The sequence below is a fragment of the Pseudogulbenkiania sp. NH8B genome (genome assembly GCF_000283535.1).
Classification (GTDB): Bacteria; Pseudomonadota; Gammaproteobacteria; order Burkholderiales; family Chromobacteriaceae; genus Pseudogulbenkiania; species Pseudogulbenkiania ferrooxidans.
In genome coordinates, this window is the sequence record NC_016002.1 from 1,775,220 (window position 1) to 1,800,598 (window position 25,379).

The window sequence follows — 25,379 nt, forward strand, 5'->3', positions numbered from 1 at the left end:
AAAGCCGCGCAAAAGAGTTTGTCATTTAGCGCGCTAATTGTCACAAGCCGGCGAGACGACGCTGTGACAAAAGCCGCGCAAAAGAGTGCCAAAACTCGCGCAAGGTTACACTCGCAGAACGTGTGTCGGGAGTGCCATTTGGCGCGCTAATTGGCACAGACCGGCGAGACGACGCTGTGACAAAACCGCGCAAAAGAGTGCCAAAACTCGCGCAACGTTACAGTGACAGTAGGCAAGAAAAAAGCCAGCAAGTCGGCGGAAACCCGCGTCGTTACTGGCTTTTGTCCGGATGATGGTGGAGGCGGCGGGAATCGAACCCGCGTCCGGAAATCCTCTACAGTGAGTTCTACATACTTAGCCGTGTCATTTGGATTTAACTCCGGGTCACGCCGACGGGCAGGCTGGACTGGAGCGAGTCACCTATTGTTTCGCGCTGGATCAAGTGACCCGGTGCAGCGCTAGCTGATGTAGAGTGACACTGCAGCGGTTTGACCCACCCGACCCATCAGCGAATCGTTGCAGTGTCTAGCGCGATTAAGCGGCTAGAGCGTAAGTTTCGTCGTTTGCGACTAAATAAATTCAGTGTTTTACGGGGTGACTGAAATCCCGGTATGCCCTCATCTGCTTCGCAACCCCCGTCGAAACCAGGTCGCCCCCAGATAAAGTGTTGTGATTGTACAGACAAAGGGGGGGGGCTGCTAGTTCCGCAGTCGATTAAAGATAATTCAACAATTGGAGCGGGTGGTCGATGGCGAGGTCGGCACCCCAGGCGTGCGGGGTGTCGAGATCCGAGATGTAACCCCAATTGGCCAGCACTGTTTTCATGCCTACGGCGTGGCCGGCCTGGATATCACGCTCGGCGTCACCGACGTAGATGCAGCAGCTTGGGTTGGCACCGATCAGTTCGGCTGCATGCAGCATCGGCTTGGGGTCGGGCTTGGCAACGCCGACGGTGTCGCCGCTGACGACCACTGCAGGGGGCGTGGCGAAAGGGAGGGCGGGCACCAGGCGGTCGGTGAAGCGCATCGGCTTGTTGGTGACGATGCCCCAGCGCAGATCGCGTGCGGCAAGTTGCAGGATCAGCTCGTTGATGCCGTCGAACAGGCAGGTCTGGTCGGCGAAACTGGCCTCGTAATGATCGAGGAAGCGGGTGCGCAGCGCATTGAAGTCGGGATGGCCCAGGTCGATGCCGAACCCCAGGCGGATCAAACCGCGGGCGCCGTGCGAGGCGATGGGGCGGATGGCGTCAAAGGGCTGTGCTGGCAGGCCTTCTTCCGCCAGCAGCCGGTTCAGCGCGGCGCCGAGGTCGCGTGCGGTATCGGCCAGGGTTCCGTCAAGGTCGAATAGTACGGCTTTGATCATGGTGTGTAATGCGGGTCAGGCTTCGGCCAACCTTTTGCACGGGCGCAAGGTTGGCCGTAGGGGTTACAGGGCGGTCTTGCCCAGGAATAGCTTGTACGCCGGGTTGTCGGTCTCTTCGACGTAAGGGTAGCCCAGGCTGTCGAGGAAGCTCTGGAAAGCCTCGTTGTCGTAGCCGGGCACCTGGATGCCGACCAGCACCCGGCCGTAGTCGGCACCGTGGTTGCGGTAGTGGAACAGGCTGATGTTCCAGTCGGTACGCATGGCGTCGAGGAAGCGCATCAGTGCGCCCGGGCGTTCTGGGAACTCGAAGCGCAGGATGCGTTCGTCGCGCAGTGCCGGGGCGTGGCCGCCGACCAGGTGGCGAATGTGCAGCTTGGCCAGCTCGTTGTCGGTCAGGTCGAGGCCGTCCAGCTCGTTGCTTTTGAGGTCGTCGATGATGCGGGTGACGTCGTCCTTGCTGCGGATCTGCACCCCGACGAAGACGTGGGCGGTCTTGTCGTCGGCGTAGCGGTAGTTGAATTCGGTGATGTTGCGGTTGCCGACCACGCTGCAGAACTTCTTGAAGCTGCCCGGTTTTTCTGGAATGGTGACCGCGATCACAGCCTCGCGCCGCTCGCCCAGCTCGGAGCGCTCCGACACGTGGCGCAGGCGGTCGAAGTTCATGTTGGCGCCACAGTTGATGGCAACGAAGGTCTTGCCCTGACAGCCTTCCCGTTCGACATAGGCCTTGACCGCGGCCACTGCCAGTGCGCCGGCCGGCTCGGTGATCGAGCGGGTGTCTTCAAAGATGTCCTTGATGGCGGCGCAGATGGCGTCGGTATCGACCAGGATGATCTCATCAAGCAACTCCCGGCAGATACGGAAGGTCTCTTCGCCCACCAGTTTCACCGCCACGCCATCGGCGAACAAGCCCACGTCCTTCAGCTCGACACGCTCGCCCTTGTCGATGGACTGCTTCATGGCGTCGGAATCGACCGGCTGCACGCCGATGATCTTGATTTCCGGCTTCAGGCGCTTGATGTAGGAGGCCACCCCCGCCGCCAAGCCGCCGCCGCCGATGGCGACGAACACGGCATCGATCGGTCCAGGATGTTGGCGCAGGATTTCCATGCCGATGGTGCCCTGGCCGGCGATGACGTCAGGGTCGTCAAACGGCGGGATGTAGGTCTTGCCGGTTTCCGCCACCAGCTTCATGGCGTGCTGGTAGGCATCGCTGAACGACTCGCCGGACAGCACGACCTTGCCGCCGCGACGGGTGACGCCGTCGATCTTGACCTGGGGGGTGGTGACCGGCATCACGATGATGGCTTCACAGCCGATTTTCTGGGCAGACAGTGCCACGCCTTGGGCATGGTTGCCGGCGGAAGCGGTAATCACGCCTTTTTCCAGCTGCTCGGCGGTGAGCTTGGCCATCTTGTTGTAGGCGCCGCGCAGCTTGAAGGAAAAGACCGGCTGCAGGTCTTCGCGCTTCAGCAAAATGGTGTTGTTGAAACGGCGGGACAAGTTGGGGGCCGGTTCCAGCGGCGTCTCGATTGCCACGTCATAAACGCGCGAGGTCAGAATACGTTCCAGATAATCTTGAGGGTGGTGCATGGTGATGCCGATTGTCCTGATGTTTTCTTTGTGAACTGTCAGAGTATCAGGAACTCCAAGCTCTCGGGAAGCCGGCAGCTCCTGCATCAGTCGCCACGATGGACCGCCAGGGTAATTTTTGGCGGAAGAGGGCGGATTCGGGTGTGTTTTTGGCCGCATCGGTCCGAAGCAGGGGTATAATTGCTGGCCATATCGTTCACACCCATCATCGTGAAGTGCCGTTCCACGCTAATGAAAAAACTGACTAGCCTGCTTGTGGCAGCCGCTGTTGCTCTGCCGTCCGTTTCCTTCGCCAATGCCCCGTTCGTTCCTCCCGTTCCGGAAGTCGCCGGCAAGGCTTATTACCTGGTCGATTTTTATAGTGGCCAGGTCGTGGCCTCGAGCGATCCGGATAAGCGGATCGCCCCGGCTTCGCTGACCAAACTGATGACCGGTTACCTGACCTACAAGGCCATCAAGGAAAAGCGCCTGACTCTCGATCAGAAGCTGACCGTGTCCCATAAGGGCTGGACCACGGGCGGTTCGCGCATGTTCCTCGATCCCAAGATTCCGGTCAGTGTCGACGACCTGATCAAGGGCATGGACGTGCAGTCGGGTAACGACGCCTGCGTGACCCTGGCAGAAGCCATCGCCGGCAGTGAAGAGGCGTTCGGCCAGATGATGACGGCCGAAGCGCGCCGGCTGGGGATGAACAACACCCAGTTCCGCAACGCCACCGGTCTGCCGAACCCGGAACACTACACCACGGTGCACGATCTTGGCATCCTGGCCAGCGCGATCATTCGCGAGTACCCCGAGTTCTACAAGACCTACTCGCTCAAGTCGTTCACCTATAACGGCATCTCCCAGCCCAATCGCAACCTGCTGCTGTACCGCGACCCCAACGTCGACGGCATGAAAACCGGCTTCACCGACGACGCCGGCTACAACATGGTGGCGTCCAGCCGCCGCGATGGCCGTCGGGTGATTTCCGTGGTGGTGGGTACCGCCAGTCCGGAAGCCCGCGCGGTGGAAAGTTCCAAGCTGCTGAACTACGGCTTGCAATTCTTCGATACGCCCAAACTCTATGCGGCGAGCAAGCCGGTTTCGGAAATTCCGGTGTACAAGGGCGATGCCAAGAAACTGCCGATCGGTTTTGCCAGCGATGTCTACACCACGGTGCTGAAGGGGCAGTCTGCCCAGCTCAAAGCCGACCTGACCACCAGTCAGCCTGTCATCGCGCCGATCAAGGCGGGCCAGGTCGTGGGCAAGCTGGTCGTCAGCCTGGATGGCAAGAAGGTGCTGGAACGCCCGGTGGTGGCGCTGAAGGCGATCGAACAGGGTAATTTCTTCAGCCGCTTGTGGGATAGCATCAAGCTGATGCTGGGCTGGTAAGTGCGGGAGGTTGGCCGGGGCTGTCGTCTTCGGCCAACCTTCCTGTTTTTTCAGGATTAAAGAGTGATGAGTAACGATCTCAAGGATTTGCTGGATTTCCCCTGTCGCTTCCCGATCAAGGTGATGGGCGAGCAGCACCCCGATTTTCAGACCACCATCTATGAGGTGGTGCGCGTGCACGCGCCGGATCTCGAGATGGTGGACATCGTGGCGCGTGACAGTTCCAGCGGCAAGTACCTCTCGCTGACGGTCAACGTCATGGCGGTGTCGCGCGAGCAGCTGGACAGCATTTACATGGCGCTGACCGCGCATGCCATGGTCAAGGTGGCGCTGTAACCATGGGTCGTATCGTCAAGCATCTCGGGCTGGTCGACTACTCGCCCACCTGGCTGGCCATGCAGGCCTTTACCGATAATCGCACCGCCGATACGCCGGACGAGCTGTGGTGCCTGGAGCATCCGCCGGTGTACACGCTGGGTCTGGCCGGCAAGCCAGAGCACCTGATCATGCCGAGCCAGATCGAGGTCGTGAAGTGCGACCGTGGCGGCCAGGTGACCTACCACGGCCCCGGTCAGCTGGTGGTGTACTTGCTGATCGACTTCAAGCGCATGGGCATCGGCGTGCGCGAACTGGTGCGGCGCATCGAACAATCGGTCATCGACCTCTTGGCCGAACTGGGTATCGAAGCCAACGGCGACGTCAATGCGCCGGGGGTATACGTGCGGGGCGAGAAAATCGCCTCGCTGGGACTGCGCATCAAGAACGGCGCGGTGTATCACGGTCTGAGCCTGAACGTGGACATGGACCTGACACCGTTCAGCTGGATCAACCCTTGCGGCTACGCCGGCCTCAAGGTCACGCAGATCAAAGACCAAGGCGCTTCGCTGACGGTGGCTGAAACGGCTGAACGCCTGCTGCCGCACCTGGAGCGACACCTGACGGTGAAGAAGGAGACCGCATGAAACTGGACAACCAGACTGGCGTGAAGCACAAGGGCGCCGAAAAGACCGCACGCATCCCGATCAAGATCGTGCCGCTCGACGAAAAACTGAAGAAGCCCGAGTGGATTCGCGCCAAGCTGCCCAACGGCCAGCGCTTCAACGAGATCAAGCAGATCCTGCGTGAGCAGAAGCTGCATACCGTCTGTGAAGAAGCCACTTGCCCGAACATCGGCGAGTGTTTCAGCAACGGCACCGCCACCTTCATGATCATGGGCGACATCTGCACCCGGCGCTGCCCGTTCTGCGACGTCGGCCATGGCCGTCCCAACCCGCTCGATCCGAACGAGCCCAAGCACCTGGCCGAAACCGTGGCCGCGCTCCGGCTCAAGTACGTGGTGATCACCTCGGTCGACCGCGACGACCTGCGTGACGGCGGCGCCCAGCACTTTGCCGACTGCATCAGCGAAATCCGCAAGCTGTCGCCGAGCACCCAGATCGAAGTGCTGGTGCCGGACTTCCGCGGTCGTCTCGACATTGCGCTGGACATCCTGACGCAAACGCCTCCGGACGTCATGAACCACAACCTGGAGACCGCGCCGCGTCTCTACAAGCAGGCCCGTCCGGGTGCCGATTACCAGCACTCGCTCACCCTGCTCAAGGAATTCAAGGCACGCAACCCGAACGTATCGACCAAGTCCGGCATCATGGTCGGCCTCGGCGAGACCGACGAGGAAGTGTACGAAGTGATGGCCGACATGCGCGCCCACGACATCGACATGATCACCATCGGCCAGTATCTGCAGCCGACCGATGGCCACCTGCCGGTGCTTCGCTACGTCCATCCGACCGTGTTCAAGCAATTCGAGGACAAGGCTTACGAAGCCGGCTTCAAGCATGCGGCGGTTGGCGCCATGGTGCGTTCCAGCTACCACGCCGACCAGCAGGCGCATGGCGCCGGGGTGTAATAGCGTGAAGCAGCGGGTGCTGGTGTGGGATCTGCCACTTCGCCTGTTTCACTGGGGTATGGCCGTGCTGTTTGGCGCCATGTGGTTTACCGGCAAACAGGGCGGCGACTGGCTGCATTACCATCAGTTGGCCGGTTTTACGCTGGCCACGCTCTTGCTGTTTCGCTTGGTCTGGGGCGTGTTCGGCAGCGAGACGGCGCGCTTTGGCCGTTTCGTGGCCGGGCCGCGCACGGTGGTCCGCTACCTGCGCGGCGAATTGAGCGAGGCGGAGCAGCCGGGGCATAACCCGCTGGGGGGCTGGATGGTGCTGGCCCTGCTTTGCACCTTGTCGCTGCAGGTACTCTCCGGGCTGTTTGCCGCCGACGTCGACAGCTATCTGTACGATGGCCCGCTGGCGGCCCGTGTCGCCGGCGAAGTGGCTGAGCGCATTACGGCCTGGCACAAGGCCTCGTTCGATGCGTTGCTGGTGTTGGTGTCGCTGCACCTGCTGGCCATTCTGGTGTATCGCGTGGTCAAGCGCAAAAACCTGGTGCTGCCGATGATTACCGGTTACAAGGCGATCGATGGGCAGGTCCGCTCGCTGCATTTTGCTCCGGCGGGCTTGGCACTGCTCGCGCTGGGCGGTTCGGCGGGAGTGTTCTACGCGCTATTGCATTAGCCTCCGGATACACAGCCATAAAAAAAGCTGGCCTATGCCAGCTTTTTTTATGGCTGTCGTGCGGCTCACTTTTCCGGGCCGCGGAAACTGTCGTGACAGGATTTGCAGCTTTGTGCCACCACGCCATAACTGCGCTTGATGTTGGCGATGTCGCCCGTTTTGGCCGCGGCATCGAGGTCGTTCACCGCCGTCAGGAACTTCTGCTGTGCGGCCTTGAATTTTTCCGGCTGGCTCCAGATTTCGGGCTTGGCTCGGCTTTTCGCGTCGATGCTGTTCGGCGTGAACAAGGTGAAGGGGGTCGCGGCGATCTGCTTTAGTGTATCCGCCTGCTTGATGAATTCATCCTTGCGGTACGGCGCGCGATCGCGTGCCACCAGCCCCATCGGCTCGAACGTTCGCAGGATTTTCTTGAAGGACTGCTGGCGCTCTTCCCCGGACGAGGCCAAGACCGGGAGCGACAGAACTAACAGGGCGAGGGCGGGGGCAAGGTTTTTCGGGAGTGTCATTGGCGTCGAACTCGGGTTGAACAAGCCGGTAAGAGTGAGCGCTTCAGCTTAAGTTAAGCTGAAGCGCTCGGGTAAAACGCGAGGGAGCGGTGACGGACGGTTGGCCTCAACTCAGCTCGCCGGCCTGCTTCGAGCGACGTGCCGTGTAATGACTGGCTTTACCAGCCTGGCTAGGGGTGTCGAGTTGCAGGGTTTGCTCGGCGAGCATGTCCAGATGAGCGGCCAGTTTGGCCTGTTCGTCGCGCGTCAGATTGTTTTTGCCCGGCGCTGGTTGCGCGATCCGCTGCGTCGCTTGCTGGCACTGCGCGAAGGTGTCGGAACGGGGGGTGATCAGGCCTGCGGCAAGCGCGCTGGTTACCAAGAGGCAGCCAGCCAGACACGATAGCATCCGCTTCATATGTTCTTCTCCGGTCGTTGATTGGCGTGAAGCCAGTCTAACACCATGAGAAATCCATTATACATGCCAAGAGTGTTAATAGTTGTGAAGGCCAGTGTTATATAATAACATAATGACTTCACTCCAAAATCGTTGACCTTTCCCGTGATGAACAAGCAAAGCTATTTGGCCGCTGCCGAGCAGCATTGCCTGCACCGAGGCTGCAAGCTCACTGCCTTGCGCCGGCATATCCTCGAGCTGGTGCTCGAATATGATGGCGTGGTCAAGGCTTACCAGGTGTTGGCCGATCTGCAGCGCGAGCGCGGTGTGGCCGCGCCGCCAACCGTCTACCGGGCACTCGACTTTCTGGTCGAGCAGGGGTTATTGCATAAGGTGGATGCCTTGAACGGCTTCGTCGTATGCAGTCATTTCGAATGCAATCACCATGGTTTGATCCTAGTGTGCGAGCAGTGCGGGCGGGTCGAGGAAATCGATGCCAGCCAGTTTTTGGGGGCGCTGAAGGAAGTGACCGAGGCAGTGGGTTTTGAAAGTCGTGAGCAGAACTTGCTGCTCACCGGGTTATGCAAGGCATGTCACGCATGAAGAAAACGATTGTCAATCTGTTCACCGGGTTTCTCGGGGTGGGCAAAACCACGGCTTTGCGCCATCTGATCGCCAACCGGCCGGCACATGAGCGCTGGGCTGTTATCGTCAATGAATTTGGCGAGGTCGGTATCGACGGCGCGGCTCTGAGCAGCGACGAACTGCCGGTGGCTGAAATCGCCGGTGGCTGCATGTGCTGCGTGGCCGGTCCGCAAATGACGGTCACCGTGGCCAACCTGCTGCGCCGCGAGCGGCCTGACCGGCTTCTGATCGAAGCCAGCGGACTGGCCCATGCCGCGGGCGTGATCGACGAATTGCGCGAACCGCCGCTGGGCGATGCGCTGACGCTGGGAGCGGTACTGACCGTGGTTGACCCACGCCAGTTCACCAATCCCGATTACTTCCGCCAGCCGCTTTATCGCGACCAGGTCTCACTGGCCGACGTGTTGGTCGCCAACAAGGTCGACCTGGCCGACGTCGACATGCTGGACGCCTTCCGGCGCCAGGCGGCCAGTCTGTTTCCGCCAAAATCGCTGGTGTCCGAGGTGCGGCAGGGGGCGCTGGATCCGGCCTGGCTCGACCTCGCGGTGGTGCCCAAATCGCGTTATCGCCCGGCAGTGCCGCCCCAGAGCGCCATGGACTGGCGCTCGCAGGGCTGGCTCTTCTCCCCGGATACGGACTTCAACGGCGAGGCGCTGACGGATTTCTTCGACACCCTGCCGCAACGCGTGCCGGGGCTGGTGCGTGCCAAGGGGGTATTCCGGGTGCTGGGTTCGTGGGTCTGGCTCAACTGGGCGGAAGGGCAGTGGGGGGCGAGCCAGGTTGCCTGGCGCCGTGACAGCCGCTTCGAATTGATCGCCCCCGAGTTGGATGCGGAAGAGATCGAGGCCGCCTTGCGCGCCTGTATCGAACAACAGTGAATGGCATCATCATGAATAATGATCATCATCACCATCATCAGGAACCCACTCCGCAGCTTGGCGTCAGCCTGATGGGAATGTCGGTGGCCGAGCGGCTGGGCGGCGTGCTGGTCCTGCTGGCCCTGTTGTGGAGTATCGTCGGCTGGGCAATGGGGGGCGGAGAATGAGTGTTCGCGTCGAGAACCTGACGGTCTCCTACCTGCGTCACCCGGCGGTGCATCACGTCAGCGGAGCGTTTGCCGAAGCCGAGGCGACCGCCATCTTCGGGCCCAACGGCGCCGGCAAGAGCACGCTGCTCAAGACCATGATCGGGGCTCTGAAGCCGGACTCCGGTCATGTCAACCTGGGGCCGTTTCAGCGCAAGGACATTGCCTATCTGCCGCAACAGTCGGAGATAGACCGTACCCTGCCGGTTTCGGTCCACGACCTGGTGGCCACGGGGCTGTGGCACCAGACCGGGGTGTTCGGCAAGGTTGGCCGAAAGCAGCGGGCAAAGATCCAGGAGGCGCTGCAGGCAGTGGGGCTGGTCGACTTCGCCGAGCGTCCGATCTCGGCCTTGTCGACCGGGCAGTTCCAGCGCGTCTTGTTTGCCCGCATCCTGCTGCAGGATGCGCCGCTGATCCTGCTGGACGAGCCGTTCAACGCCGTCGATGCCAAGACTACTTATGATTTGCTCGAGCTGGTGCGCCGCTGGCGCGATGAGGGACGCACGGTGATCGCGGTGCTGCACGATTATGAACAGGTACGGGCCTACTTCCCGTACACGTTGCTGCTGGCGCGCGAAGTCGTGGCCTGGGGCAAGACCGAACTGGTGTTGACCGACCTCAACCTGCGTCGGGCGGCGGAAACGGCAGCGCACTGGCACGAACGTGCTCCGGTTTGTCGTGTGGACGAGGAGGCGGTGTAATGACTCACTTGTACGACCTGCTCATCTCGCCCTTCGTCGAGTTCGCCTTCATGCGCCGTGCCTTGGCGGGCTGCCTGGCGCTGGCGCTGGGTAGCGGCCCGGTCGGCCTGTTCCTGGTGATGCGCCGCATGAGCCTGATGGGCGATGCGATGAGCCACGCTGTGCTGCCCGGAGCGGCGGTCGGTTTCATGGTGGCCGGATTGAGCTTGCCGGCAATGAGCCTGGGTGGTTTTGTCGCCGGGGTGCTGGTGGCGTTGCTGGCCGGCCTCGCCACCCGTTTCACCACCGTCAAGGAAGACGCCAGCTTCGCTGCCTTCTATTTGCTGTCGCTGGCCGTAGGGGTATTGCTGGTGTCGCGTAACGGCAGCAACGTCGACCTGATCCACATCCTGTTTGGTTCGGTGCTGGCGGTGGACGATGCTGCCTTGCTGTTGGTGTCTGGCGTGGCGTCGTTCAGCCTGGTTGTGCTGGCGATCATCTATCGCCCGCTGGTGCTGGAAAGCCTCGATCCCGTGTTCCTGCGCGCGGTGGGTGGCAAAGGCGGCATCTGGCATCTGGCATTCCTGATGCTGGTTGTGCTGAATCTGGTGGCCGGCTTCCAGGCGCTGGGGACGCTGATGGCGGTGGGTTTGATGATGTTGCCTGCCATCACGGCCCGGCTGTGGGTGTCGAGCATCGGCCGCATGCTGGCCTTCTCGGTCGGGTTGGCGTTTGTCTGCGGCATCGGCGGGTTGCTGCTGTCCTATCATTTTGAACTTCCATCCGGGCCGGCGATCATCCTGCTGGCCGGGCTGTTCTATCTGCTGTCCCTGTTCGTGGCGCCGCTGGGTGGGGCCTTGCCCCGTTATATCCGTGCCCGCCATTTCGAGTCGTGAGGTAAAGAAATGAAGAAAACTTTGTTGGGTGTTGCCCTCTTGAGCCTGCCTTTGTGGGCGTGGGCCAAGCTGCCGGTTGTAGCCAGTTTCAGTATCGTGGCGGACATGACCCGTGAAATCGGCGGCGACCGCGTCGAAGTGGTGTCGCTGGTCGGTCCTAACCAAGATGCCCACGTGTTTCAGCCGGCGCCGGCGGACGTGAAACGCCTGGCCGCGGCCAAGGTGTTCGTCGTCAACGGCCTGGGCTTCGAGGGGTGGATGGGGCGTCTTACCCGTTCCGCCGGGTTCAAGGGAACGCTGATCGAAGCCAGCAAGGGTATCCAGCCGTTGATGGTGGAGGAGCATGGGGTGGAAGAGCACGGCCACCAGCATGGTGGTGTCGACCCGCATGCCTGGCAAGACCCCGAGCGGGTGCAGACTTACATCAAGAACATTGCGGAAGGGTTGAGCAAGGCGGATCCAGAGGGACAAGCCGTCTACCGGCAGCGTGCGGCCGACTACGGACGCAGGGTGAGCGAGATGGATCAATGGGCGGCCAAGGCCTTTGCCGCCGTGCCGGCCGTGCAGCGCAAGGTACTGACCTCGCACGACGCTTTTGCTTACCTGGGTAAGCGCTATGGCATCCAGCTGCTGTCACCGCAGGGGGTGAGCACCGATACCGAGGCGTCAGCCAAGGCCGTGGCGATGCTGGTACGGCAGGTAAAAAAGGAAAAGGTCAAGGCCATCTTCTTTGAGAACATGAGCGACAAGCGCCTGCTCGAGCAACTGGCAAGGGAGGCCAATGTGAAGGCTGGCGCGGCACTTTACGCCGATGCCCTGTCGGCACCCAACGGCCCGGCCAATAGCTACCTGGCGCTGTTCCGTTACAACGTGGATACCATTCTCAAATCGTTCCGTTGATCAGAAGTGGGGGTGTTGCGGCAGCAGATGGCTGAGTAATTGATACACACCCATTCCCACCACGGCCAGTCCGGCAATCAGCCGCACTGGCCGTTTTTGCAGCCAGCGTTTCAAGGTGTTGGCGAACAAACCCATGGCGAGCAGATTGGGCAGCGTTCCCAGAGCAAACGCCAGCATGACCAGCGCGCCACGAGCGGCCGACCCCGAGGCCAGGGCGGTGAGGCTGGCACTATAGACCAATCCGCACGGCAACCATCCCCACAGCGCGCCTGCCAGCAGCGCCTGACCTGGATGGCGTATTGGCAGCAGGGGAGCCAACAGCGGCTGCAAGCGCCGCCACACAGGTTTCCCGATCGCTTCGATGCGGGTGATGGCGGGCGATAACCCTGCCAGGTATAACCCCACGCCGATGATCATCACGTTGGCCAGCAGGTAGAGGCCAATCTGCAGCGGGCGTACTTGCAGCAAGGAGAGCCCTGCCTGCGCCAGACCGCCGAGTAAGGTGCCAATCAGTACGTAGCTGGCCATGCGCCCGATATTGTAGGAAAGCAGGATGAAACCGCGTCGTTGCTCGGGCAGATTGAGGGACAGCGCGGTAACTATGCCGCCACACATGCCGATACAGTGCCCACCGCCGAGGAGCCCGGCCAGGAACAAAACAAGAAAACTGGTTTCAATCATCGACGGCACCGCCACGGAAAGCCTGATTTTACCAAAGAGGCAGTGACTCTACCTGCATGTCGCTTTTCTTGCCTTTGGAATAATTGAAAAGGTGCCGATTTTATTTTGGCATTCACCAAGCAAAGAGCTAAAAATCAATAAGTAAGAAACAGTTGTTGTACTGGTAAATATCTGTGTCAACAATGGCTGGGCGCACCCTGCGCTGCCCTGAGAGGCTGCACGCGAGGTGCCTGCCGCCATGAACGTTCACAACCATAACAAACGAGAGCGTAGTGAGGAGCATCATGGCGAACAGTGTGACTGTCGAGAAACTCGGGCAATCGGCCATTCTGACCATCAACAACCCTCCGGCCAACCTGTGGACGCTGGCAAGTCTGCGTGAATTGGGGGCGGTGATGGAGGAAATCGAACAAGACGATTTGATCCGTTCCGTGGTGCTAACTGGAGAAGGCGATGCCTTCTTCTCGGCCGGTGCCGACCTTAATCAGTTTGCCGGCGGAGACCGGCAGTTGGCTGCCGAGGTCATCGATGCCTTTGCGCTGGCATTCGGTGCGATCCGCGGTTTCCATGGAGTAACTGTGGCCGCGATCAATGGCTATGCCTTGGGGGGAGGGCTGGAGTGCGCCCTGGCTTGCGATTACATGGTGGCAGAAGTCGGCGCGCAGCTTGGCCTCCCGGAGACCAAGGTAGGGCTGCTGCCTTGCGCTGGTGGCACCAAGGCGTTGACTGACAAGGTCGGTGTGTCCTGGGCGAAGCGGATCATTCTTGGCGGTGAGATTCTCACGGCGGCCAAGGCCTTGTCCATTGGCCTGGTGGAAGAGGTGGTCGACCCCGGCCTGTCCAAGATTGTTGCCGTCAGTCTGGCGAACAAAGTCGCGCGCCAGGCTCCGCGAGCCATCCAGGAGGTACGCAAGCTGATCGTGAGCAGTGCATACCATGACATGGAGGAACATCTGGCTTTGGAGAAGCAAGCCATGCTGCGGCTGGTCGGGGGGGAAGAGCAGCTGGAGGGGGTAGCCGCCTTCATGGGCAAGCGAACCCCGAAGTGGTGCGACGACGAGTGAGTGCGGGTGCGGCAATGAAAAACGGGGCGGTTATCCGCCCCGTTTTTTGATGACTAGCATCCCGATTACTGGATACTGGCCTTGGCCTTCAGATCACTGATGAACTTCTCGATGCGGCCGGACATGATGCGCTGTTCGAGCTGCGGACGAATCTGTTCCACCGGCGGAGCCGCTTCGGTGCGCACGTCGTCAAGCTTGATCACGTGCCAGCCGAATTCGGTCTTGACCGGTTCCGAGGTGACCTGGCCCTTGGCCAGCTTGGTCATGGCTTCGGAGAACGGAGCTACAAAGTTGCTGGCTTCGCTCCAGCCGAGATCGCCGCCGTTGTTCTTGCTGCCCGGATCGATCGACTTTTCCTTGGCTAGCTGGTCAAACGCCTTGCCCTTCCGCAGCGCATCGATCACGGCCTTGGCTTCCGCTTCGGTCGGAACCAGGATGTGGCGAGCATGATAGCTCTTCTTCTCCGGGAACTGCGACTTGATCTTGTCGTATTCGGCGCGCAGCTGTGCATCGCTCACCGGGTTGCTGCGCTGGAAGTCCTTGATCAGACGGCTGGCCAGTGCCATGGTCTGCATGTTCTCCAGCTCGGCGCGGTATTCGGGCGACTTGTCGAGACCCTTCTTCACCGCTGCCTGACGCAGGATTTCGGCGGTGATCAGTTGGTCACGCGCAGCGGCCTGCAGGTCCGGCGACGACTGCTGGCCTTGGGCTTCCATCATGCGGACGACGGCGTCGATACGGGACTGGGAAATGGCGGTCCCGTTGACGACCGGAGGCGCCGCCAAGACGGCGGTCGACAGCACGGCGGCGGTCAGGGTGCTAAGCAGCAGAGTTTTGCGCATGTTGGATAGTATCCTTTGTCATTCTTGATTTACTGGATTTTGGCCTTGGAGCGAAGTTCACCGACGGCCTTGGCTACGTCTTCTTGCTGAATCTGGCGAGCGATCTGGGCTTTCACTTCGTTCAGCGGCGGCAACTTGGCGTCGCGGATGTCTTCAATCTTGAATACGTGCCAGCCCAGCCCGGATTTGAACGGCTGGCTGCTGCTCTGGCCCTTGCCCAGACCTTTCAGCGCTTCAGCCAGCTTGGGTTCCATCTGGCTCAGGTTGCCCCAGCCCATATCGCCGCCAGATTGTTTGGCGGCCGGGTCTTTGGAAAGCGTCTTGGCCAGGTCTTCGAATTTCTTGCCCTTCTTCAGGTCGGCGATCACCTTAGAGGCTTCCGCCTCGCTGGCTACCATGATCTGGCGGGCGTGCACTTCCTTGCTGCCGGCCTGCTGGGAGGCGAGCTGGTCATAGCGGGCCTTGATCTTAGCGTCGGTAACCGGACTCTGTTTCACGATCTCGGCAAACAGCGCATCGCGCAGCATCTCTTCACGAACGTTCTGCAGGCGTTCGACGAAATCCGGCTGTTTTTCCAGGCCACGGCGCGTGGCTTCCTGCAGGATCAGCTGCTTGTTGATCAGGTTTTCCTTGATCTGCTCGCGCAGTGCCGGGCTGTCCTGGACTTTGCCATTGCTATTCTTGCTCAGCATGGTGACGGCTTCGTCGACGTCTTTCTTGTCGATGGCGACACCGTTGACGGTGGCAACGGCTTGCGCAGCAGCGAGGCCGGGGATGCCGATGGCGGCAACGAACAGCAGAGCGGCGAGACGGGAATGTCGCATGGGGGAATCCTTATCGGTGATATCAGATTTCGTTCGGGGCGAAAGCCTTGATGGCCAGGGCATGGATGCCGGTTTTCATGAGATCGCCCAGCGCCTCGTATACCATTTGGTGGCGCTTGACACGACTCAGACCCGCGAAGCAGGGGCTGACAATGGTCAGGTTATAGTGTCCACCACCCGATCGGGCGCCGGCGTGGCCGGCATGGGCGGCGCTATCGTCCTCGATGTCGAGGTGTTCGGGTTGCAGGCTGGACGACAGGCGTTCTTGCATCCGTTGCAGGATGTCGCTCATGCCGGGAAAACCTTGCGGAACGGTTTGATCTCGACCTGCGCGTAAACGCCGGCAGCGACGTAGGGGTCGGCATCGGCCCAGTCGCGCGCCTCGTCGAGTGAAGCGAATTCGGCCACGATCAGGCTGCCGCTGAATCCGGCTGGACCCGGATCAGGCGAGTCGATGGCCGGAAACGGCCCGGCGACGAGCAAGCGGCCCTGCTCTTGCAAAGCCTGCAAGCGCGCCAGGTGCGCCGGGCGGGCGGCCAGACGGTTTTCCAGAGAACCTGGCTGGTCCTGGCCGATAATGGCGTACAGCATTACTTTTTTTCCTCTAGATACTTGGAGAGAAACAGGCTTTGGGCGATGACGAAGGCGAACATCAGGCCCAATCCACCAAACAGCTTGAAATTGACCCAGATGTCTTCACTGAAGCGGTAGGCAACGAACAGGTTAAGCGCACCCATCAGGGCAAAGAACGCCACCCATGCGTAATTGAGCTTGCGCCATACGGCTGCGGGGAGTTCCATTTGCTGTCCAACCAAGGCTCTGATGCCGTTCTTGCCGGCAAGTTCCCCGATCAGCAGCCCAGCGCCCATGATCCAGTACAGTACGGTCGGCTTCCACATGATGAAATGCTTGTCATGCAGCAGCAAGGTGGCACCGCCCAGCACCACGATCAGCCCGAGGCTGACCCATTGCATGGTTTCGACCTTGCGGTGGCGCAGCCAAGCACTGGCCACTTGCAATGTGGTGGCGGCAATGGCGACAGCGGTGGCGATAAACATGTCTCTGCTGAACCAGTAGGCACCGAAGAACAGCAGGACGGGAAAGAGGTCGGACAGGAATTTCATGCAAACGATTATGGGGGCAGGCCGGCCGCAATACAAGCTGCGGCCGTAGGCTGTCTTAACGTTGAACCTGCTTGACGATGCTCATGGCGCTGGCAACCAGGCCGCCGATGTCGGCGACGTTGCCAGGCAGGATCAGGGTATTGTTCTCTTTGGCGAGTTTGCCGAACGCGTCGACATATTGCTCGGCCACCCTGAGATTCACCGCTTCGATGCCGCCCTCGGTCTTGATCGCCCCGGCCACGCGCTGGATGGCTTCGGCCGTGGCGGTGGCAACCAGGCGCAGGGCTTCCGCTTCGCCGAGGGCCTTGTTGATGGCAGCCTGCTTTGCCCCTTCCGACTGGTTGATGGTGGCCTGCATTTCGCCTTGCGACTGCTGGATGGCCGCTTCGCGCGTGCCGGAGGCGATGTTGATCTGTTCCATTTTGCGGCCTTCCGACGAGGCGATCAGGGCGCGTTTTTCCCTCTCGGCCGTGATCTGTGCCTGCATGGCGTGCAGGATGTCCTGCGGAGGTACCAGGTCCTTGATCTCATAGCGCAGCACCTTGACCCCCCAGGAGAAGGCGGCTTCGTCGAGTGCCGCCACGACCGCGCGATTGATCTCGTCACGCTCCTCGAAGGTCTTGTCGAGTTCCATCTTGCCGATGACCGAACGCAGCGTGGTCTGAGCCAGTTGGGTAATGGCCAGGATGTAGTCGCTGGAGCCGTAGGAGGCCCGCTGCGGGTCGGTGACCTGGAAGTACAGGATGCCGTCGACCTTGAGCTGGGTGTTGTCGCGCGTGATACAAATCTGGCTGGGAACGTCGAGCGGAATCTCCTTGAGGATGTGCTTATAGGCGACGCGATCGACGAACGGTACGACGATGCTGAGTCCGGGCTGCAGCGTGCCGTGGTAGCGTCCGAGCCGCTCGATCACGTAGGCATGCTGTTGCGGTACGACTTTGATCGACTTGAGGACGAAGATCACTACGGCCAGAAAGAGGATGAGCGCCAGTTCCATTAGTGTTGTCCTGGAGGTGTTGAGGAAATCTTGAGCCGGCCGCCGTCGCTGCCGGTGATGTACCCGGTCTGGCCGCGAGAGAGGGTGGGGTCGAGCAATTCGGCGTCCCATTCGGTGCCACGGTAATGGACGCGGGCCTGACCATTGCCGGCAATGCTGACGATGCGTACGGGTTGGCCGAAGTCAGGTTCGCGGCGAGGCTGGCGCGGGTTGGCGTGGCGCTGCTTCCAGCGGGTGACGAGCCACAGTCCGATCACGCCGGTCAGGCTGGCAGCGGTCAGCTCGGCGGCGGTTCCCAAGCCGCTTAGTGCCGCCAGCCCACCCCCGGCCAGGGCTAGCGCTACCACCAGAAGGTAGAAGGTGCCGGTGACGAACTCGGCGATCAGGGCAACCACGGCGCAGGCGAACCATAGGGTAGGGGTGATCGGCATCGTTACCTTTCCGGCCATGATGAATGGGTTATTGTCCGTCCCGGCTGGGTTGGTGACAAGCATGAGAGACGTGTTGGCCTGGCCGGGCTCATCGGCAATTGCTTTGCTTCATCTCAGTCTAGGTGGGGCTTCGGGTAAGATGGGGCTTGGCGTGTGCTAACAAAGCTCGGGTAGCAGGGTGTGCTGCCGCGCGCCCGCGGATCGATCCGGGTAGGCACGGTGTGATTTATTCATGGCTCCAGCTTGAGGGAAGGCAGCAATGTTGCAACTGGCGGCACCGGTAACGGCCGAGATCGAGATCAAGAAAAGCCGCTTCATCGCCGTACTCTATCCGGTGACCAGCCGGGCCGAGGCCATGGACCGCTTGGCCGAGGTGCGCCAGCGCTGGAAGGATGCCCGGCATTACTGCTCGGTCCTGTTGACGGAAGGGGATTCGGGACTCGACGATGACGGTGAGCCTTCCGGCACGGCGGCCAAGCCGATGTATGCGGTGCTGACGCACAAGGACGTGGGCAACGTGCTGGCGGTAGTGGTGCGCTATTTCGGGGGCATCAAACTGGGAGCAGGCGGCTTGGTGCGAGCCTATGCCCAGGCAGTGAGTACCGCGTTGCAGCAGGCCCAGCTACTGCCGACCGTCAAGCTGGCTCGCTACAGGGTCAGTACCGGCTTTGCCGAGGAGTCGCGATTGCGGCGCTTTTGTTCGGATCATGGGGTGATCGTACTGGAGGCTGCTTACGGTGATCGGGTGCAGCTGACTCTGGAAGCGCCGGCGGAGCAGGGCGAGCAGATGCTGGCCCAGCTGACCGATCATCTGTACGGGGCGTTGACGGTTCTTGACGACCAGGCCAAGGCGCCAACTGACGGAAAGGCCCGGGGATAGGTTAGCCGAGGTGTTCGGCCAACCTGTCGATGTCACAGTGACTTGAGGAGGTTCAGGGCGTCGTGCAGGGTGTCGCACGTGGCGAGGGCCTTGGCGTTGTCTTCCGGGCTCGGCTTGATCAGGTCTGGCACCAGGATGACACGCATGCCTGCGGTGTGTCCCGCCAGGAGCCCGTACGGAGAGTCCTCAAGCACAATGCAGCGCTCAGGCGCGATGTCGAGCCTGGCGGCGGCGGCCAGGTAAACGTCGGGGGCCGGTTTGGTATGCGGGACCTCGTCACCGGCAACGCTGATGTCGAAATAACGCGCCAAACCGGTGCGTTGCAGTTTGAGGTCGCACATCAGCCGCTGTGTCGACGTCGCCACGGCGCGCGGAATGTCCTGTTCGCTCAGCCAATCCAGCACCGCCTCGATACCACTCTTGAGGGGAATGTCATCCTCGGCGAGCTGGCGCCGGTAATGATGACGGCAGGCTTCGCTCAAGGCTTGGCCGAGGGTGCGGTCGCCGTAGTGCTCGATGACCCTCTCCAGGCTCCGGCTGACCGACAGGCCGACCATGCTGTGAATCAGTTCCTCGGGGATCTGGATGTCGAGCGATTCGCCCGCCAGGCGCCAGCTCGAAGCGCTCACCGATTCGGTATCTATCATCAGGCCGTCCATATCGAACAAGACGGCGTCAAAGCTGCGTATCATGGTTGTTTCCCTGTATCCAGCGGCAAGCTGAACAGAATTTCCGAAAACAGGCAAGGGCGATGGCTTTGGTAGCGTCATCGCGCCGTGATGCAATGGAGACGAGCATGGTGCTTTCGGTGCTGGTTGCCAATCCCAAGGGTGGGAGTGGCAAATCGACCCTGGCGACAAATCTGGCCGGATATTTTGCCAACAGCGGTGACAAGGTCATGCTCGGCGATGTCGATCGGCAGCAGTCTTCCCTTCGCTGGCTGGCACAACGCCCGCCGGCACTGCCGAGCATTCACGGCTGGCAGGTCGAGCCTGGCGAGCCGGCAAAGCCGCCGAAGGGCACCAGCGTCGTGGTGCTGGATAGCCCTGCCGGGCTGCATGGCAAGCGACTCAACAGCCTGATCTCCCGAGTCGACCGTATCCTGATCCCGATTCAGCCTTCCCCGTTCGACATGTGGGCGAGTGAGGAATTCTTCCATCGGCTGCTGGAAGAAAAGGCGATCAGGAAAAACAAGGTATTCATGGCCGTGGTCGGCATGCGTGTCGACCCGCGCACCCGCTCGGCGCGTGAACTGGAGTCCTTTCTGCTGCGACACGACGTGGCGGTTCTGAGCTGGCTGCGGGATACCCAGTTGTACGTGCAGGCCGCGGCGCAAGGCCTGACCTTGTTCGATCTGCCTGCCAGCAAGATGGCCAGGGATCGTGCCGCGTGGCAGACCATTGTCGAGTGGTTGCGTCCTCCGGCCAGGGAGGGCTGGTGCGATAAGTAGAATAGAGCGGGGATGCGAGCCCTGCCGTGGTGGCCGGGATACGCGATTTACCCGCAGAACCCCGCTTTCCACGCTTTTTGCCTCTCCTTGGCCAGATTCAGCAACATGACCTGAACCCGGTTAGCGCTAGCGACCACCATGGGTGGTTTCCCGGTCAACCGCCTGTCCCATCCTTCCGCCGATCCCCACCATGGACCACCCGGTCGTCTCGCGCCGGCTTTGATCGGCTTGATGTCGCTCAAGGCAAAGTGAGCGACGATTGCTTTGCTTTGTTCCGGGCAATTATTTATTATAAATAATAATTATAAAATATCGTTATTTCTGAGATCGTTTCGTGAAAATCAACCTGCCGGTTACCGACCAGGAACATCTGGTCGACCCATCCAACCCTATCGTCAGCAAGACCGATGCCAAGGGCAGCATCACCTATGTGAACCGTGCCTTTGTCGATATCAGCGGCTTCAGCGAAGCGGAATTGGTCGGCCGCAATCACAACATCGTGCGCCATCCGGATATGCCGCCCGAGGCCTTTGCCGACCTGTGGGAGACCATCAAGACGGGGCGGCCGTGGCGGGGTTTGGTCAAGAATCGCTGCAAGAATGGTGATTTCTACTGGGTGGAGGCGTATGTCACGCCGATTACCGAGCATGGCAAGATTACCGGTTACATGTCGGTGCGATCGGCGCCTCGGCGCGAGGAAATTGCGGCCGCCGCAGCGTTGTACCAGGCTGTCCGCAACAAGCAGGCGGTGGTGCCGTCCACCCTCAAGACCTTGCGACGTTGCATCGACGTGCTGCGCTGGGCCCCTTTGCTGGCGGGGAGCGGGGTCGTGTTGTTGTTGGCCGGCAGTCTAGTGCCGCCAGGAGCGGGCGGGGCCGCGCTTGCCACGGCCGGCGCTGTGCTGGCGGTGAGTGGCGGGGCTTGGGGCTGGTGGCGGGTCAACAAGGTGTTGGGCCTGTTGCGGCAGGGCTTCGGTGAACTCGCGGAAGGGCGGCTCGGCCGCAACCTCCAGGTCCGTGATGGCGGGCTGCTGGGCGAGGTGATCGGCGGTTTGGAGTCGTTGCGCATCCATTATCGCGCCGTGGTGGCGGATGTGATCGGTGCGGGTTCGCGGACCTCCGGCCAGGCGGACCAGTTGCGCGACGAGATGCATTCGCTGGCGGCGCGCTCGGTGCAGCAGGGCGAAGGCCTGATGCAGATCAGTCGCAACATGGAAACCATGAGCGCGGCGATCAAAGATGTGGCGGAACTGGCGGAGCAGAATCTGAACGGCGCCGAATCGACGAAATCGGTTGCCGAAGCTGGCAAGGACACGATGCAGGCGGCGACGCGGGCTGCCGAGCGCACGGTGTCGGTGGTTGGAACCTCACGCGCAGCGATCTCCGAAATGGATCACTCGATGCAGCGTATCCGCACCATGACCGACATGATCCACGAGATCGCCGAGCAGACCAACCTGCTGGCACTCAACGCCGCCATCGAGGCGGCGCGCGCCGGCGAAGCGGGACGCGGCTTTTCTGTGGTGGCGGATGAAGTGCGCAAACTTGCGGAACGGACCAGTTCGGCAACCGGCTCGATTACCGAAGTGGTCCAGCAAATCGGTGAGATCACGCGCCAGGCCGTCTCCAGCATGGATGCGACTGTCGAAGAGGTGGAAGAGGTCAGCGGGCATATCCGCCAATCTTCGGCCAACCTCGAGAACCTGATGCAGGTGGCCGAGCAGGCGCGGCGTCAAGCCAACGATCTCGCCATGGGCATGGAGGAGAACTCGCAGTCGGTGCACGAGGTGGCGGCCTCGTTGGAACAGCTCAACGCCATCGCCGAGCAGAATCTGCATACCACGCGTGCCATCGAGCAGAGCTCGAACCATCTGGCCGAAACGGCCGGCGACCTCTCCAAGCTGACAGCCGATTTCCACAAGTGGAATACCCGCTGAAGACCTGCTCAGTGGGGCAGCCGTGCTGGTGCCCAGAGTCTGCTTTTTTCTGTTCGGGGTATGCCGCTGCTGTTGTGGCACGCCCTGCTTAACCCTCAAACGATCATGTCGGGCGGGCCGGCTCTATCGGCTCAGTCCGCTTCACCGCGCGCCTGGACCCAGATGCGGTTTTCCAGCTGCATGGCGATTTCCTGCCGCTGATTGGTGGTGGTCCAGCGTACGGTGACGATGCCGAAGCCGGGCTGGCTGTTGGAGCGGCGATTTTCCAGCACCTCGACACACACGGTGAGAGTGTCCCCGGCGCGGGTGGGGCGTGGCCAGCGCATCGAAATGATATCCATGCCGACCAACCCGTTCGCCACCGTGCCCAGCTCGGACAGGGCGACCAGACGCATGCTGAGGCTGCTGGTGTGCCAGCCGCTGGCGGCAAGGCCATCGAACACGCTGTTCTTGGCCGCTTCGTGGTCGGTATGGAAAAACTGCGGGTCGAACTGGTGCGCGAAGGCTAGCAACTCTTCCTCGGTGAGGGTATGGCTACTGGTCTCGAAGCGTCGGCCGGGGATCAGGTCTTCCAGGAACAGCATGCTTTTCTCCTTCGTTACAGGCGCAGCGTTTCGAGCAGTTCTCCCTCCAGCGCCAGCACGCTCTTGCCGTCTTTCAACGCCGAGCCGGTGACCAGGAAGGAGTCCTCGACGCGGCTGCCCAGCGTCATGATCTTGGCCGAGTGGACGTTGAGCCGGTAGCCGGTCAGCACCTTGGCGATCCTCGCCAGAAGGCCGGGCCGGTCGCCCGCAACGATCGTCAGCACGAAGAAGTTGTCGCGGTCGTCGGGGCGGATCATGACCTGGGGGCTGACCGGGAAGTGCTTGAGATGGCGGCTGATACGGCCCGCGGGAGGCAGAGCGATCGGTGCCGCTTTTTTCAGGCAGTCCGCCAGTTCGAATTCGATGAAGTTGATCATGTCCCGGTAGTCGCCATCATGGTGCTCCGGGATAAAGACGTGGAACGTGTCGAGCGCGTAGCCGTGCCGCGTGGTATGGATCTTGGCGTCGGCAATGCTGTAATTGCTGCGACCGAAGAAGGCGCAGATGCGGGCGAACAGCTCCGGCTGGTCCGGGGTATAGACCAGGACCTGGATGCCTTCGCGGTCGTCCGACAGCCGTGTCTTGACCATCGGTTCGGTGACGTGGGTGAAACGGTTCAGCACCCGGGTGTGCCAGGCGATCTCGCGCGCTTCGTGGCGCAGGAAATAGACCGTGTCCAGCTCATCCCAGAAACGCTGAATGGCGTCGTCGGGTACTGCGAACAGGCGTAATTGGGTGAGGGCCTCCTGCTTGCGGTCGCTCAGCTCGGAGGCCACGTCCAGTGCACCGCCGCTCATCAGTACCTTGAGGGTGGCGTGATAGAGGTCTTCCAGCAGCTTGGCTTTCCAGGCGTTCCACACCTTGGGACTGGTGCCGCGAATGTCGGCCACGGTGAGCATGTACAGTGCGGCGAGGCGGCGCGGGGTTTGCACCATGTCGGCGAAGCGCAGCACGGTATCCGGATCGTAGATGTCCTGCTTTTGGGCGACGCTCGACATCGTCAGGTGTTCGCCGACCAGCCACACCACCAGCTCGGTATCTTCGGCCGACAGGCCGTGGCTTTCGCAGAACTGGCGTGCGTCGTCCTTACCGAGCACCGAGTGGTCGCCGCCCCGGCCCTTGGCGATGTCGTGGAACAGCCCGGCCGCGTACAGCGCTTCCGGCCGGACAAAATCGTTCATCAGCCTCGAGAGCAGCGGGTATTCGTGGCTGAAAGCACTGATGGCGAAGCGGCGCAGGTTGCGCACCACCATCAAAATGTGTTCGTCCACGGTGTAAACGTGGAACAGGTCATGTTGCATCTGGCCGACGATGCGGCCGAAGTTGGCCAGGTACTTGCCCAGTACGCCGTACAGATTCATGCGTCGCAGCGTTCGGGTCAGACCGGGTTCGCGCAGAATCTGCATGAATAGCGCCCGATTGGTCGGGTCGCGGCGGAATTTCTCGTTGATGCGGCTGCGCGCGTGCCATAGGGCGCGCAGCATGCGCGGCGCAAAGCCGGTCAATTCCGGGTTTCTCTGCAGGATCAGGAAGGCCTCCAGAATCGCCGACGGCTCTTTCTCAAACACGTCCGGGCGACGGATCCCCAGCATGCCGTTGACGCTATAGAAGCGGGCGTTGAGGTTCTGTGTGACGCGCGGCACCTGCGAATAAATCCGTGCCCGCAGGTTAGGGAGCAGAATGCCGTTCAGCTGGCCGACCGTCTTGGCGGCACGGTAATATAACTGCATCACCTGTTCACTGGCGCGCTTGGCCGGGGTGTCCTTGAGCCCCCAAGCCAGACCCATTTGCTGTTGCAGGTCGAAGATCAGACGGTCTTCGCGCCGGCGCGCCAGCAGGTGCAGGTCGATGCGCAGTTTCTGCAGCTGGCTCTCGCTATGCTTGATCAGGCGGGCTTCGGCCAACGTCAGGATGCCGCGCCGCACCAGCGCATCCCAGTTGTCGCCCAGATCGATGGCCTTGCTGATCCACAGGATGGTTTGCAGGTCACGCAAGCCGCCCAGGCTTTCCTTGACGTTCGGCTCGAGGTTGTTGGTGACACCGAAGTAGCGGTTATGACGCTGCTGCTGTTCGAGGATCTTGCCTTCGAAAAAGGCCAATGGGTCGCGCTGCTGGGCGAGCGCGGTACAGACTTCCTGGTGTAGCTGGGCGTCTCCGGCAAGGAAACGATTTTCCAGCAGCGTGGTCTCGATCGTAATGTCGTGGGCGGCTTCTTCCAGGCACTCCGCGAGGGTGCGCACGCTGTGGCCGACCTCCAGTCCGCTATCCCACATCAGGCCGATCAGGCGGGTGATCGCATCGTTCAGCTCGGTTTCGGTGGCCGATGGCAGCAGGAACAGCAGGTCGATGTCGGAGTGCGGGAACAATTGCCCGCGCCCGTAGCCGCCGACCGCGACCAGCGCCGCCTGCTGGCCGAGCTCCAGTGCTCCCCACATGTCCTGCAGGATGCCATCGACAACCTGGCTGTATTGCTTGAGGAAGCGCTCCGGGTCACGCTTCTTCAGGTAGGTCTCGGCCAGCCGCTGACGACCGTCGTTGAGTGTCCGGCGCCAGGCCTTGCAGCGTTCGAGCATCGGATCGGTCATG

30 protein-coding genes and 1 other RNA gene are annotated in these 25,379 nt (G+C 61.3%); 15 read left to right on the plus strand and 16 right to left on the minus strand.

Translation table 11 applies throughout. From position 1 onward, the window contains the following. Positions 1-293 precede the first annotated feature (293 nt). The 3 genes from ssrA to ilvA all read right to left on the minus strand — a co-directional run bounded on the left by ssrA (position 294) and on the right by ilvA (position 2,955). Positions 294-657, minus strand: a transfer-messenger RNA (tmRNA) gene (gene ssrA / locus NH8B_RS20250). Positions 658-714: 57 nt separating this feature from the next. Then, positions 715-1,362, minus strand: a complete 648-nt coding sequence (locus NH8B_RS08225) for an HAD family hydrolase (RefSeq protein WP_014086872.1) — start codon at positions 1,360-1,362, stop codon at positions 715-717. Positions 1,363-1,425: 63 nt separating this feature from the next. Then, entirely contained in the window at positions 1,426-2,955 is a 1,530-nt protein-coding gene (gene ilvA, locus NH8B_RS08230; protein WP_014086873.1) for a threonine ammonia-lyase, biosynthetic, read from the minus strand. Between the two features lie 231 nt (positions 2,956-3,186). Here ilvA and NH8B_RS08235 point away from each other — a divergent pair, with 231 nt between their 5' ends. The 5 genes from NH8B_RS08235 to NH8B_RS08255 all read left to right on the plus strand — a co-directional run bounded on the left by NH8B_RS08235 (position 3,187) and on the right by NH8B_RS08255 (position 6,893). Beyond that, positions 3,187-4,329 (plus strand): D-alanyl-D-alanine carboxypeptidase family protein, encoded by a 1,143-nt coding sequence (locus NH8B_RS08235; protein ID WP_041702891.1) that lies wholly within the window; start codon positions 3,187-3,189, stop codon positions 4,327-4,329. Between the two features lie 66 nt (positions 4,330-4,395). Next, positions 4,396-4,665 carry an HP0495 family protein gene (locus NH8B_RS08240; RefSeq protein WP_014086875.1) on the plus strand — a complete coding sequence of 90 codons (270 nt, stop codon included), beginning with the start codon at positions 4,396-4,398 and terminating at the stop codon, positions 4,663-4,665. A gap of 2 nt (positions 4,666-4,667) precedes the next feature. Further along, on the plus strand, positions 4,668-5,291 hold the full coding sequence (gene lipB, locus NH8B_RS08245; protein WP_014086876.1) for a lipoyl(octanoyl) transferase LipB: 624 nt from the start codon (positions 4,668-4,670) through the stop codon (positions 5,289-5,291). After that, entirely contained in the window at positions 5,288-6,235 is a 948-nt protein-coding gene (gene lipA / locus NH8B_RS08250; RefSeq protein WP_008953896.1) for a lipoyl synthase, read from the plus strand. The genes lipB and lipA overlap by 4 nt, the downstream gene beginning before the upstream one ends. Positions 6,236-6,239: 4 nt before the next feature. Then, positions 6,240-6,893 carry a cytochrome b/b6 domain-containing protein gene (locus tag NH8B_RS08255; protein ID WP_232503547.1) on the plus strand — a complete coding sequence of 218 codons (654 nt, stop codon included), beginning with the start codon at positions 6,240-6,242 and terminating at the stop codon, positions 6,891-6,893. Positions 6,894-6,958: 65 nt separating this feature from the next. On the opposite strand, the gene NH8B_RS08260 is transcribed toward NH8B_RS08255, so the two are convergent. Both NH8B_RS08260 and NH8B_RS08265 read right to left on the minus strand, forming a co-directional pair. After that, positions 6,959-7,423, minus strand: a complete 465-nt coding sequence (locus NH8B_RS08260; RefSeq protein WP_232503548.1) for a c-type cytochrome — start codon at positions 7,421-7,423, stop codon at positions 6,959-6,961. Between the two features lie 82 nt (positions 7,424-7,505). Further along, positions 7,506-7,796 carry a hypothetical protein gene (locus tag NH8B_RS08265; RefSeq protein WP_014086878.1) on the minus strand — a complete coding sequence of 97 codons (291 nt, stop codon included), beginning with the start codon at positions 7,794-7,796 and terminating at the stop codon, positions 7,506-7,508. Between the two features lie 147 nt (positions 7,797-7,943). Here NH8B_RS08265 and NH8B_RS08270 point away from each other — a divergent pair, with 147 nt between their 5' ends. From NH8B_RS08270 to NH8B_RS08290, 6 genes are read left to right on the plus strand one after another with little or no spacing between them, the layout of a single operon-like run. Beyond that, positions 7,944-8,378 (plus strand): Fur family transcriptional regulator, encoded by a 435-nt coding sequence (locus NH8B_RS08270; protein ID WP_008953900.1) that lies wholly within the window; start codon positions 7,944-7,946, stop codon positions 8,376-8,378. Then, complete coding sequence (locus NH8B_RS08275; protein WP_041703404.1) at positions 8,366-9,298, plus strand: CobW family GTP-binding protein; 933 nt, start codon at positions 8,366-8,368, stop codon at positions 9,296-9,298. The genes NH8B_RS08270 and NH8B_RS08275 overlap by 13 nt, the downstream gene beginning before the upstream one ends. Positions 9,299-9,309: 11 nt before the next feature. Then, positions 9,310-9,465 carry a hypothetical protein gene (locus NH8B_RS21040; protein ID WP_158453617.1) on the plus strand — a complete coding sequence of 52 codons (156 nt, stop codon included), beginning with the start codon at positions 9,310-9,312 and terminating at the stop codon, positions 9,463-9,465. Next, positions 9,462-10,205 carry a metal ABC transporter ATP-binding protein gene (locus tag NH8B_RS08280; protein WP_014086881.1) on the plus strand — a complete coding sequence of 248 codons (744 nt, stop codon included), beginning with the start codon at positions 9,462-9,464 and terminating at the stop codon, positions 10,203-10,205. The genes NH8B_RS21040 and NH8B_RS08280 overlap by 4 nt, the downstream gene beginning before the upstream one ends. After that, entirely contained in the window at positions 10,205-11,080 is an 876-nt protein-coding gene (locus NH8B_RS08285; protein ID WP_014086882.1) for a metal ABC transporter permease, read from the plus strand. Before NH8B_RS08280 ends, NH8B_RS08285 begins: the two co-directional genes overlap by 1 nt. A gap of 9 nt (positions 11,081-11,089) precedes the next feature. Beyond that, positions 11,090-11,980 (plus strand): metal ABC transporter substrate-binding protein, encoded by an 891-nt coding sequence (locus NH8B_RS08290; protein ID WP_014086883.1) that lies wholly within the window; start codon positions 11,090-11,092, stop codon positions 11,978-11,980. Here NH8B_RS08290 and NH8B_RS08295 read toward each other — a convergent pair whose 3' ends face one another. After that, positions 11,981-12,661 (minus strand): sulfite exporter TauE/SafE family protein, encoded by a 681-nt coding sequence (locus tag NH8B_RS08295; protein WP_041702893.1) that lies wholly within the window; start codon positions 12,659-12,661, stop codon positions 11,981-11,983. A gap of 284 nt (positions 12,662-12,945) precedes the next feature. On the opposite strand from NH8B_RS08295, the gene NH8B_RS08300 reads away from it, so the two are divergent. Then, the gene (locus tag NH8B_RS08300; protein WP_014086885.1) at positions 12,946-13,725 is read left to right on the plus strand and encodes an enoyl-CoA hydratase; all 780 of its coding nucleotides are present in this window, start codon (positions 12,946-12,948) and stop codon (positions 13,723-13,725) included. A gap of 65 nt (positions 13,726-13,790) precedes the next feature. Here NH8B_RS08300 and NH8B_RS08305 read toward each other — a convergent pair whose 3' ends face one another. Genes NH8B_RS08305 through NH8B_RS08335 form a run of 7 tightly spaced genes read right to left on the minus strand, consistent with a single transcriptional unit; the run spans position 13,791 to position 17,943 of the window. Continuing rightward, positions 13,791-14,567 carry a peptidylprolyl isomerase gene (locus NH8B_RS08305; RefSeq protein WP_008953908.1) on the minus strand — a complete coding sequence of 259 codons (777 nt, stop codon included), beginning with the start codon at positions 14,565-14,567 and terminating at the stop codon, positions 13,791-13,793. A 29-nt stretch (positions 14,568-14,596) separates the two neighbouring features. Then, positions 14,597-15,391, minus strand: coding sequence for a peptidylprolyl isomerase (locus NH8B_RS08310; protein WP_008953909.1), 795 nt, complete (start codon positions 15,389-15,391; stop codon positions 14,597-14,599). Positions 15,392-15,413: 22 nt separating this feature from the next. After that, positions 15,414-15,683: a BolA family protein gene (locus tag NH8B_RS08315; protein ID WP_008953910.1), complete on the minus strand. Its 270-nt coding sequence runs from the start codon at positions 15,681-15,683 to the stop codon at positions 15,414-15,416. Next, positions 15,680-15,982: a YciI family protein gene (locus NH8B_RS08320; protein WP_014086886.1), complete on the minus strand. Its 303-nt coding sequence runs from the start codon at positions 15,980-15,982 to the stop codon at positions 15,680-15,682. The genes NH8B_RS08315 and NH8B_RS08320 overlap by 4 nt, the downstream gene beginning before the upstream one ends. Beyond that, positions 15,982-16,515 (minus strand): septation protein A, encoded by a 534-nt coding sequence (locus NH8B_RS08325; RefSeq protein ID WP_008953912.1) that lies wholly within the window; start codon positions 16,513-16,515, stop codon positions 15,982-15,984. The genes NH8B_RS08320 and NH8B_RS08325 overlap by 1 nt, the downstream gene beginning before the upstream one ends. 55 nt (positions 16,516-16,570) lie before the next feature. Beyond that, entirely contained in the window at positions 16,571-17,512 is a 942-nt protein-coding gene (locus NH8B_RS08330) for an SPFH domain-containing protein (protein WP_008953913.1), read from the minus strand. Then, positions 17,512-17,943, minus strand: coding sequence for an NfeD family protein (locus NH8B_RS08335; RefSeq protein ID WP_041702894.1), 432 nt, complete (start codon positions 17,941-17,943; stop codon positions 17,512-17,514). The genes NH8B_RS08330 and NH8B_RS08335 overlap by 1 nt, the downstream gene beginning before the upstream one ends. Positions 17,944-18,202: 259 nt before the next feature. Here NH8B_RS08335 and NH8B_RS08340 point away from each other — a divergent pair, with 259 nt between their 5' ends. Next, positions 18,203-18,823 (plus strand): IMPACT family protein, encoded by a 621-nt coding sequence (locus NH8B_RS08340; RefSeq protein ID WP_014086888.1) that lies wholly within the window; start codon positions 18,203-18,205, stop codon positions 18,821-18,823. Between the two features lie 32 nt (positions 18,824-18,855). Here NH8B_RS08340 and NH8B_RS08345 read toward each other — a convergent pair whose 3' ends face one another. Then, on the minus strand, positions 18,856-19,515 hold the full coding sequence (locus tag NH8B_RS08345; RefSeq protein WP_008953916.1) for an HAD family hydrolase: 660 nt from the start codon (positions 19,513-19,515) through the stop codon (positions 18,856-18,858). Between the two features lie 104 nt (positions 19,516-19,619). On the opposite strand from NH8B_RS08345, the gene NH8B_RS08350 reads away from it, so the two are divergent. Both NH8B_RS08350 and NH8B_RS08355 read left to right on the plus strand, forming a co-directional pair. After that, positions 19,620-20,273: a ParA family protein gene (locus tag NH8B_RS08350; RefSeq protein ID WP_014086889.1), complete on the plus strand. Its 654-nt coding sequence runs from the start codon at positions 19,620-19,622 to the stop codon at positions 20,271-20,273. A gap of 334 nt (positions 20,274-20,607) precedes the next feature. Beyond that, positions 20,608-22,209 (plus strand): methyl-accepting chemotaxis protein, encoded by a 1,602-nt coding sequence (locus NH8B_RS08355; protein WP_014086890.1) that lies wholly within the window; start codon positions 20,608-20,610, stop codon positions 22,207-22,209. Between the two features lie 131 nt (positions 22,210-22,340). Here the strand turns inward: NH8B_RS08355 and NH8B_RS08360 are convergent, their stop codons facing one another. Beyond that, positions 22,341-22,793 carry a MaoC family dehydratase gene (locus NH8B_RS08360; protein WP_014086891.1) on the minus strand — a complete coding sequence of 151 codons (453 nt, stop codon included), beginning with the start codon at positions 22,791-22,793 and terminating at the stop codon, positions 22,341-22,343. A gap of 14 nt (positions 22,794-22,807) precedes the next feature. Then, complete coding sequence (locus NH8B_RS08365) at positions 22,808-25,378, minus strand: [protein-PII] uridylyltransferase (RefSeq protein ID WP_014086892.1); 2,571 nt, start codon at positions 25,376-25,378, stop codon at positions 22,808-22,810. Between the last annotated feature and the right edge of the window lies 1 nt (position 25,379).

Excerpts from the sequence above, each read along its gene's own strand:
- NH8B_RS08225 (WP_014086872.1), bottom strand. The coding sequence starts at position 1,362 with ATGATCAAAGCCGTACTATTCGACCTTGACGGAACCCTGGCCGATACC.
- ilvA (WP_014086873.1), bottom strand. The coding sequence starts at position 2,955 with ATGCACCACCCTCAAGATTATCTGGAACGTATTCTGACCTCGCGCGTT.
- NH8B_RS08235 (WP_041702891.1), top strand. The coding sequence starts at position 3,187 with ATGAAAAAACTGACTAGCCTGCTTGTGGCAGCCGCTGTTGCTCTGCCG.
- NH8B_RS08240 (WP_014086875.1), top strand. The coding sequence starts at position 4,396 with ATGAGTAACGATCTCAAGGATTTGCTGGATTTCCCCTGTCGCTTCCCG.
- lipB (WP_014086876.1), top strand. The coding sequence starts at position 4,668 with ATGGGTCGTATCGTCAAGCATCTCGGGCTGGTCGACTACTCGCCCACC.
- lipA (WP_008953896.1), top strand. The coding sequence starts at position 5,288 with ATGAAACTGGACAACCAGACTGGCGTGAAGCACAAGGGCGCCGAAAAG.
- NH8B_RS08265 (WP_014086878.1), bottom strand. The coding sequence starts at position 7,796 with ATGAAGCGGATGCTATCGTGTCTGGCTGGCTGCCTCTTGGTAACCAGC.
- NH8B_RS08270 (WP_008953900.1), top strand. The coding sequence starts at position 7,944 with ATGAACAAGCAAAGCTATTTGGCCGCTGCCGAGCAGCATTGCCTGCAC.
- NH8B_RS08275 (WP_041703404.1), top strand. The coding sequence starts at position 8,366 with ATGTCACGCATGAAGAAAACGATTGTCAATCTGTTCACCGGGTTTCTC.
- NH8B_RS21040 (WP_158453617.1), top strand. The coding sequence starts at position 9,310 with ATGAATAATGATCATCATCACCATCATCAGGAACCCACTCCGCAGCTT.
- NH8B_RS08280 (WP_014086881.1), top strand. The coding sequence starts at position 9,462 with ATGAGTGTTCGCGTCGAGAACCTGACGGTCTCCTACCTGCGTCACCCG.
- NH8B_RS08285 (WP_014086882.1), top strand. The coding sequence starts at position 10,205 with ATGACTCACTTGTACGACCTGCTCATCTCGCCCTTCGTCGAGTTCGCC.
- NH8B_RS08290 (WP_014086883.1), top strand. The coding sequence starts at position 11,090 with ATGAAGAAAACTTTGTTGGGTGTTGCCCTCTTGAGCCTGCCTTTGTGG.
- NH8B_RS08295 (WP_041702893.1), bottom strand. The coding sequence starts at position 12,661 with ATGATTGAAACCAGTTTTCTTGTTTTGTTCCTGGCCGGGCTCCTCGGC.
- NH8B_RS08300 (WP_014086885.1), top strand. The coding sequence starts at position 12,946 with ATGGCGAACAGTGTGACTGTCGAGAAACTCGGGCAATCGGCCATTCTG.
- NH8B_RS08305 (WP_008953908.1), bottom strand. The coding sequence starts at position 14,567 with ATGCGCAAAACTCTGCTGCTTAGCACCCTGACCGCCGCCGTGCTGTCG.
- NH8B_RS08310 (WP_008953909.1), bottom strand. The coding sequence starts at position 15,391 with ATGCGACATTCCCGTCTCGCCGCTCTGCTGTTCGTTGCCGCCATCGGC.
- NH8B_RS08315 (WP_008953910.1), bottom strand. The coding sequence starts at position 15,683 with ATGAGCGACATCCTGCAACGGATGCAAGAACGCCTGTCGTCCAGCCTG.
- NH8B_RS08320 (WP_014086886.1), bottom strand. The coding sequence starts at position 15,982 with ATGCTGTACGCCATTATCGGCCAGGACCAGCCAGGTTCTCTGGAAAAC.
- NH8B_RS08325 (WP_008953912.1), bottom strand. The coding sequence starts at position 16,515 with ATGAAATTCCTGTCCGACCTCTTTCCCGTCCTGCTGTTCTTCGGTGCC.
- NH8B_RS08330 (WP_008953913.1), bottom strand. The coding sequence starts at position 17,512 with ATGGAACTGGCGCTCATCCTCTTTCTGGCCGTAGTGATCTTCGTCCTC.
- NH8B_RS08335 (WP_041702894.1), bottom strand. The coding sequence starts at position 17,943 with ATGCCGATCACCCCTACCCTATGGTTCGCCTGCGCCGTGGTTGCCCTG.
- NH8B_RS08340 (WP_014086888.1), top strand. The coding sequence starts at position 18,203 with ATGTTGCAACTGGCGGCACCGGTAACGGCCGAGATCGAGATCAAGAAA.
- NH8B_RS08345 (WP_008953916.1), bottom strand. The coding sequence starts at position 19,515 with ATGATACGCAGCTTTGACGCCGTCTTGTTCGATATGGACGGCCTGATG.
- NH8B_RS08350 (WP_014086889.1), top strand. The coding sequence starts at position 19,620 with ATGGTGCTTTCGGTGCTGGTTGCCAATCCCAAGGGTGGGAGTGGCAAA.
- NH8B_RS08360 (WP_014086891.1), bottom strand. The coding sequence starts at position 22,793 with ATGCTGTTCCTGGAAGACCTGATCCCCGGCCGACGCTTCGAGACCAGT.
- NH8B_RS08365 (WP_014086892.1), bottom strand. The coding sequence starts at position 25,378 with ATGACCGATCCGATGCTCGAACGCTGCAAGGCCTGGCGCCGGACACTC.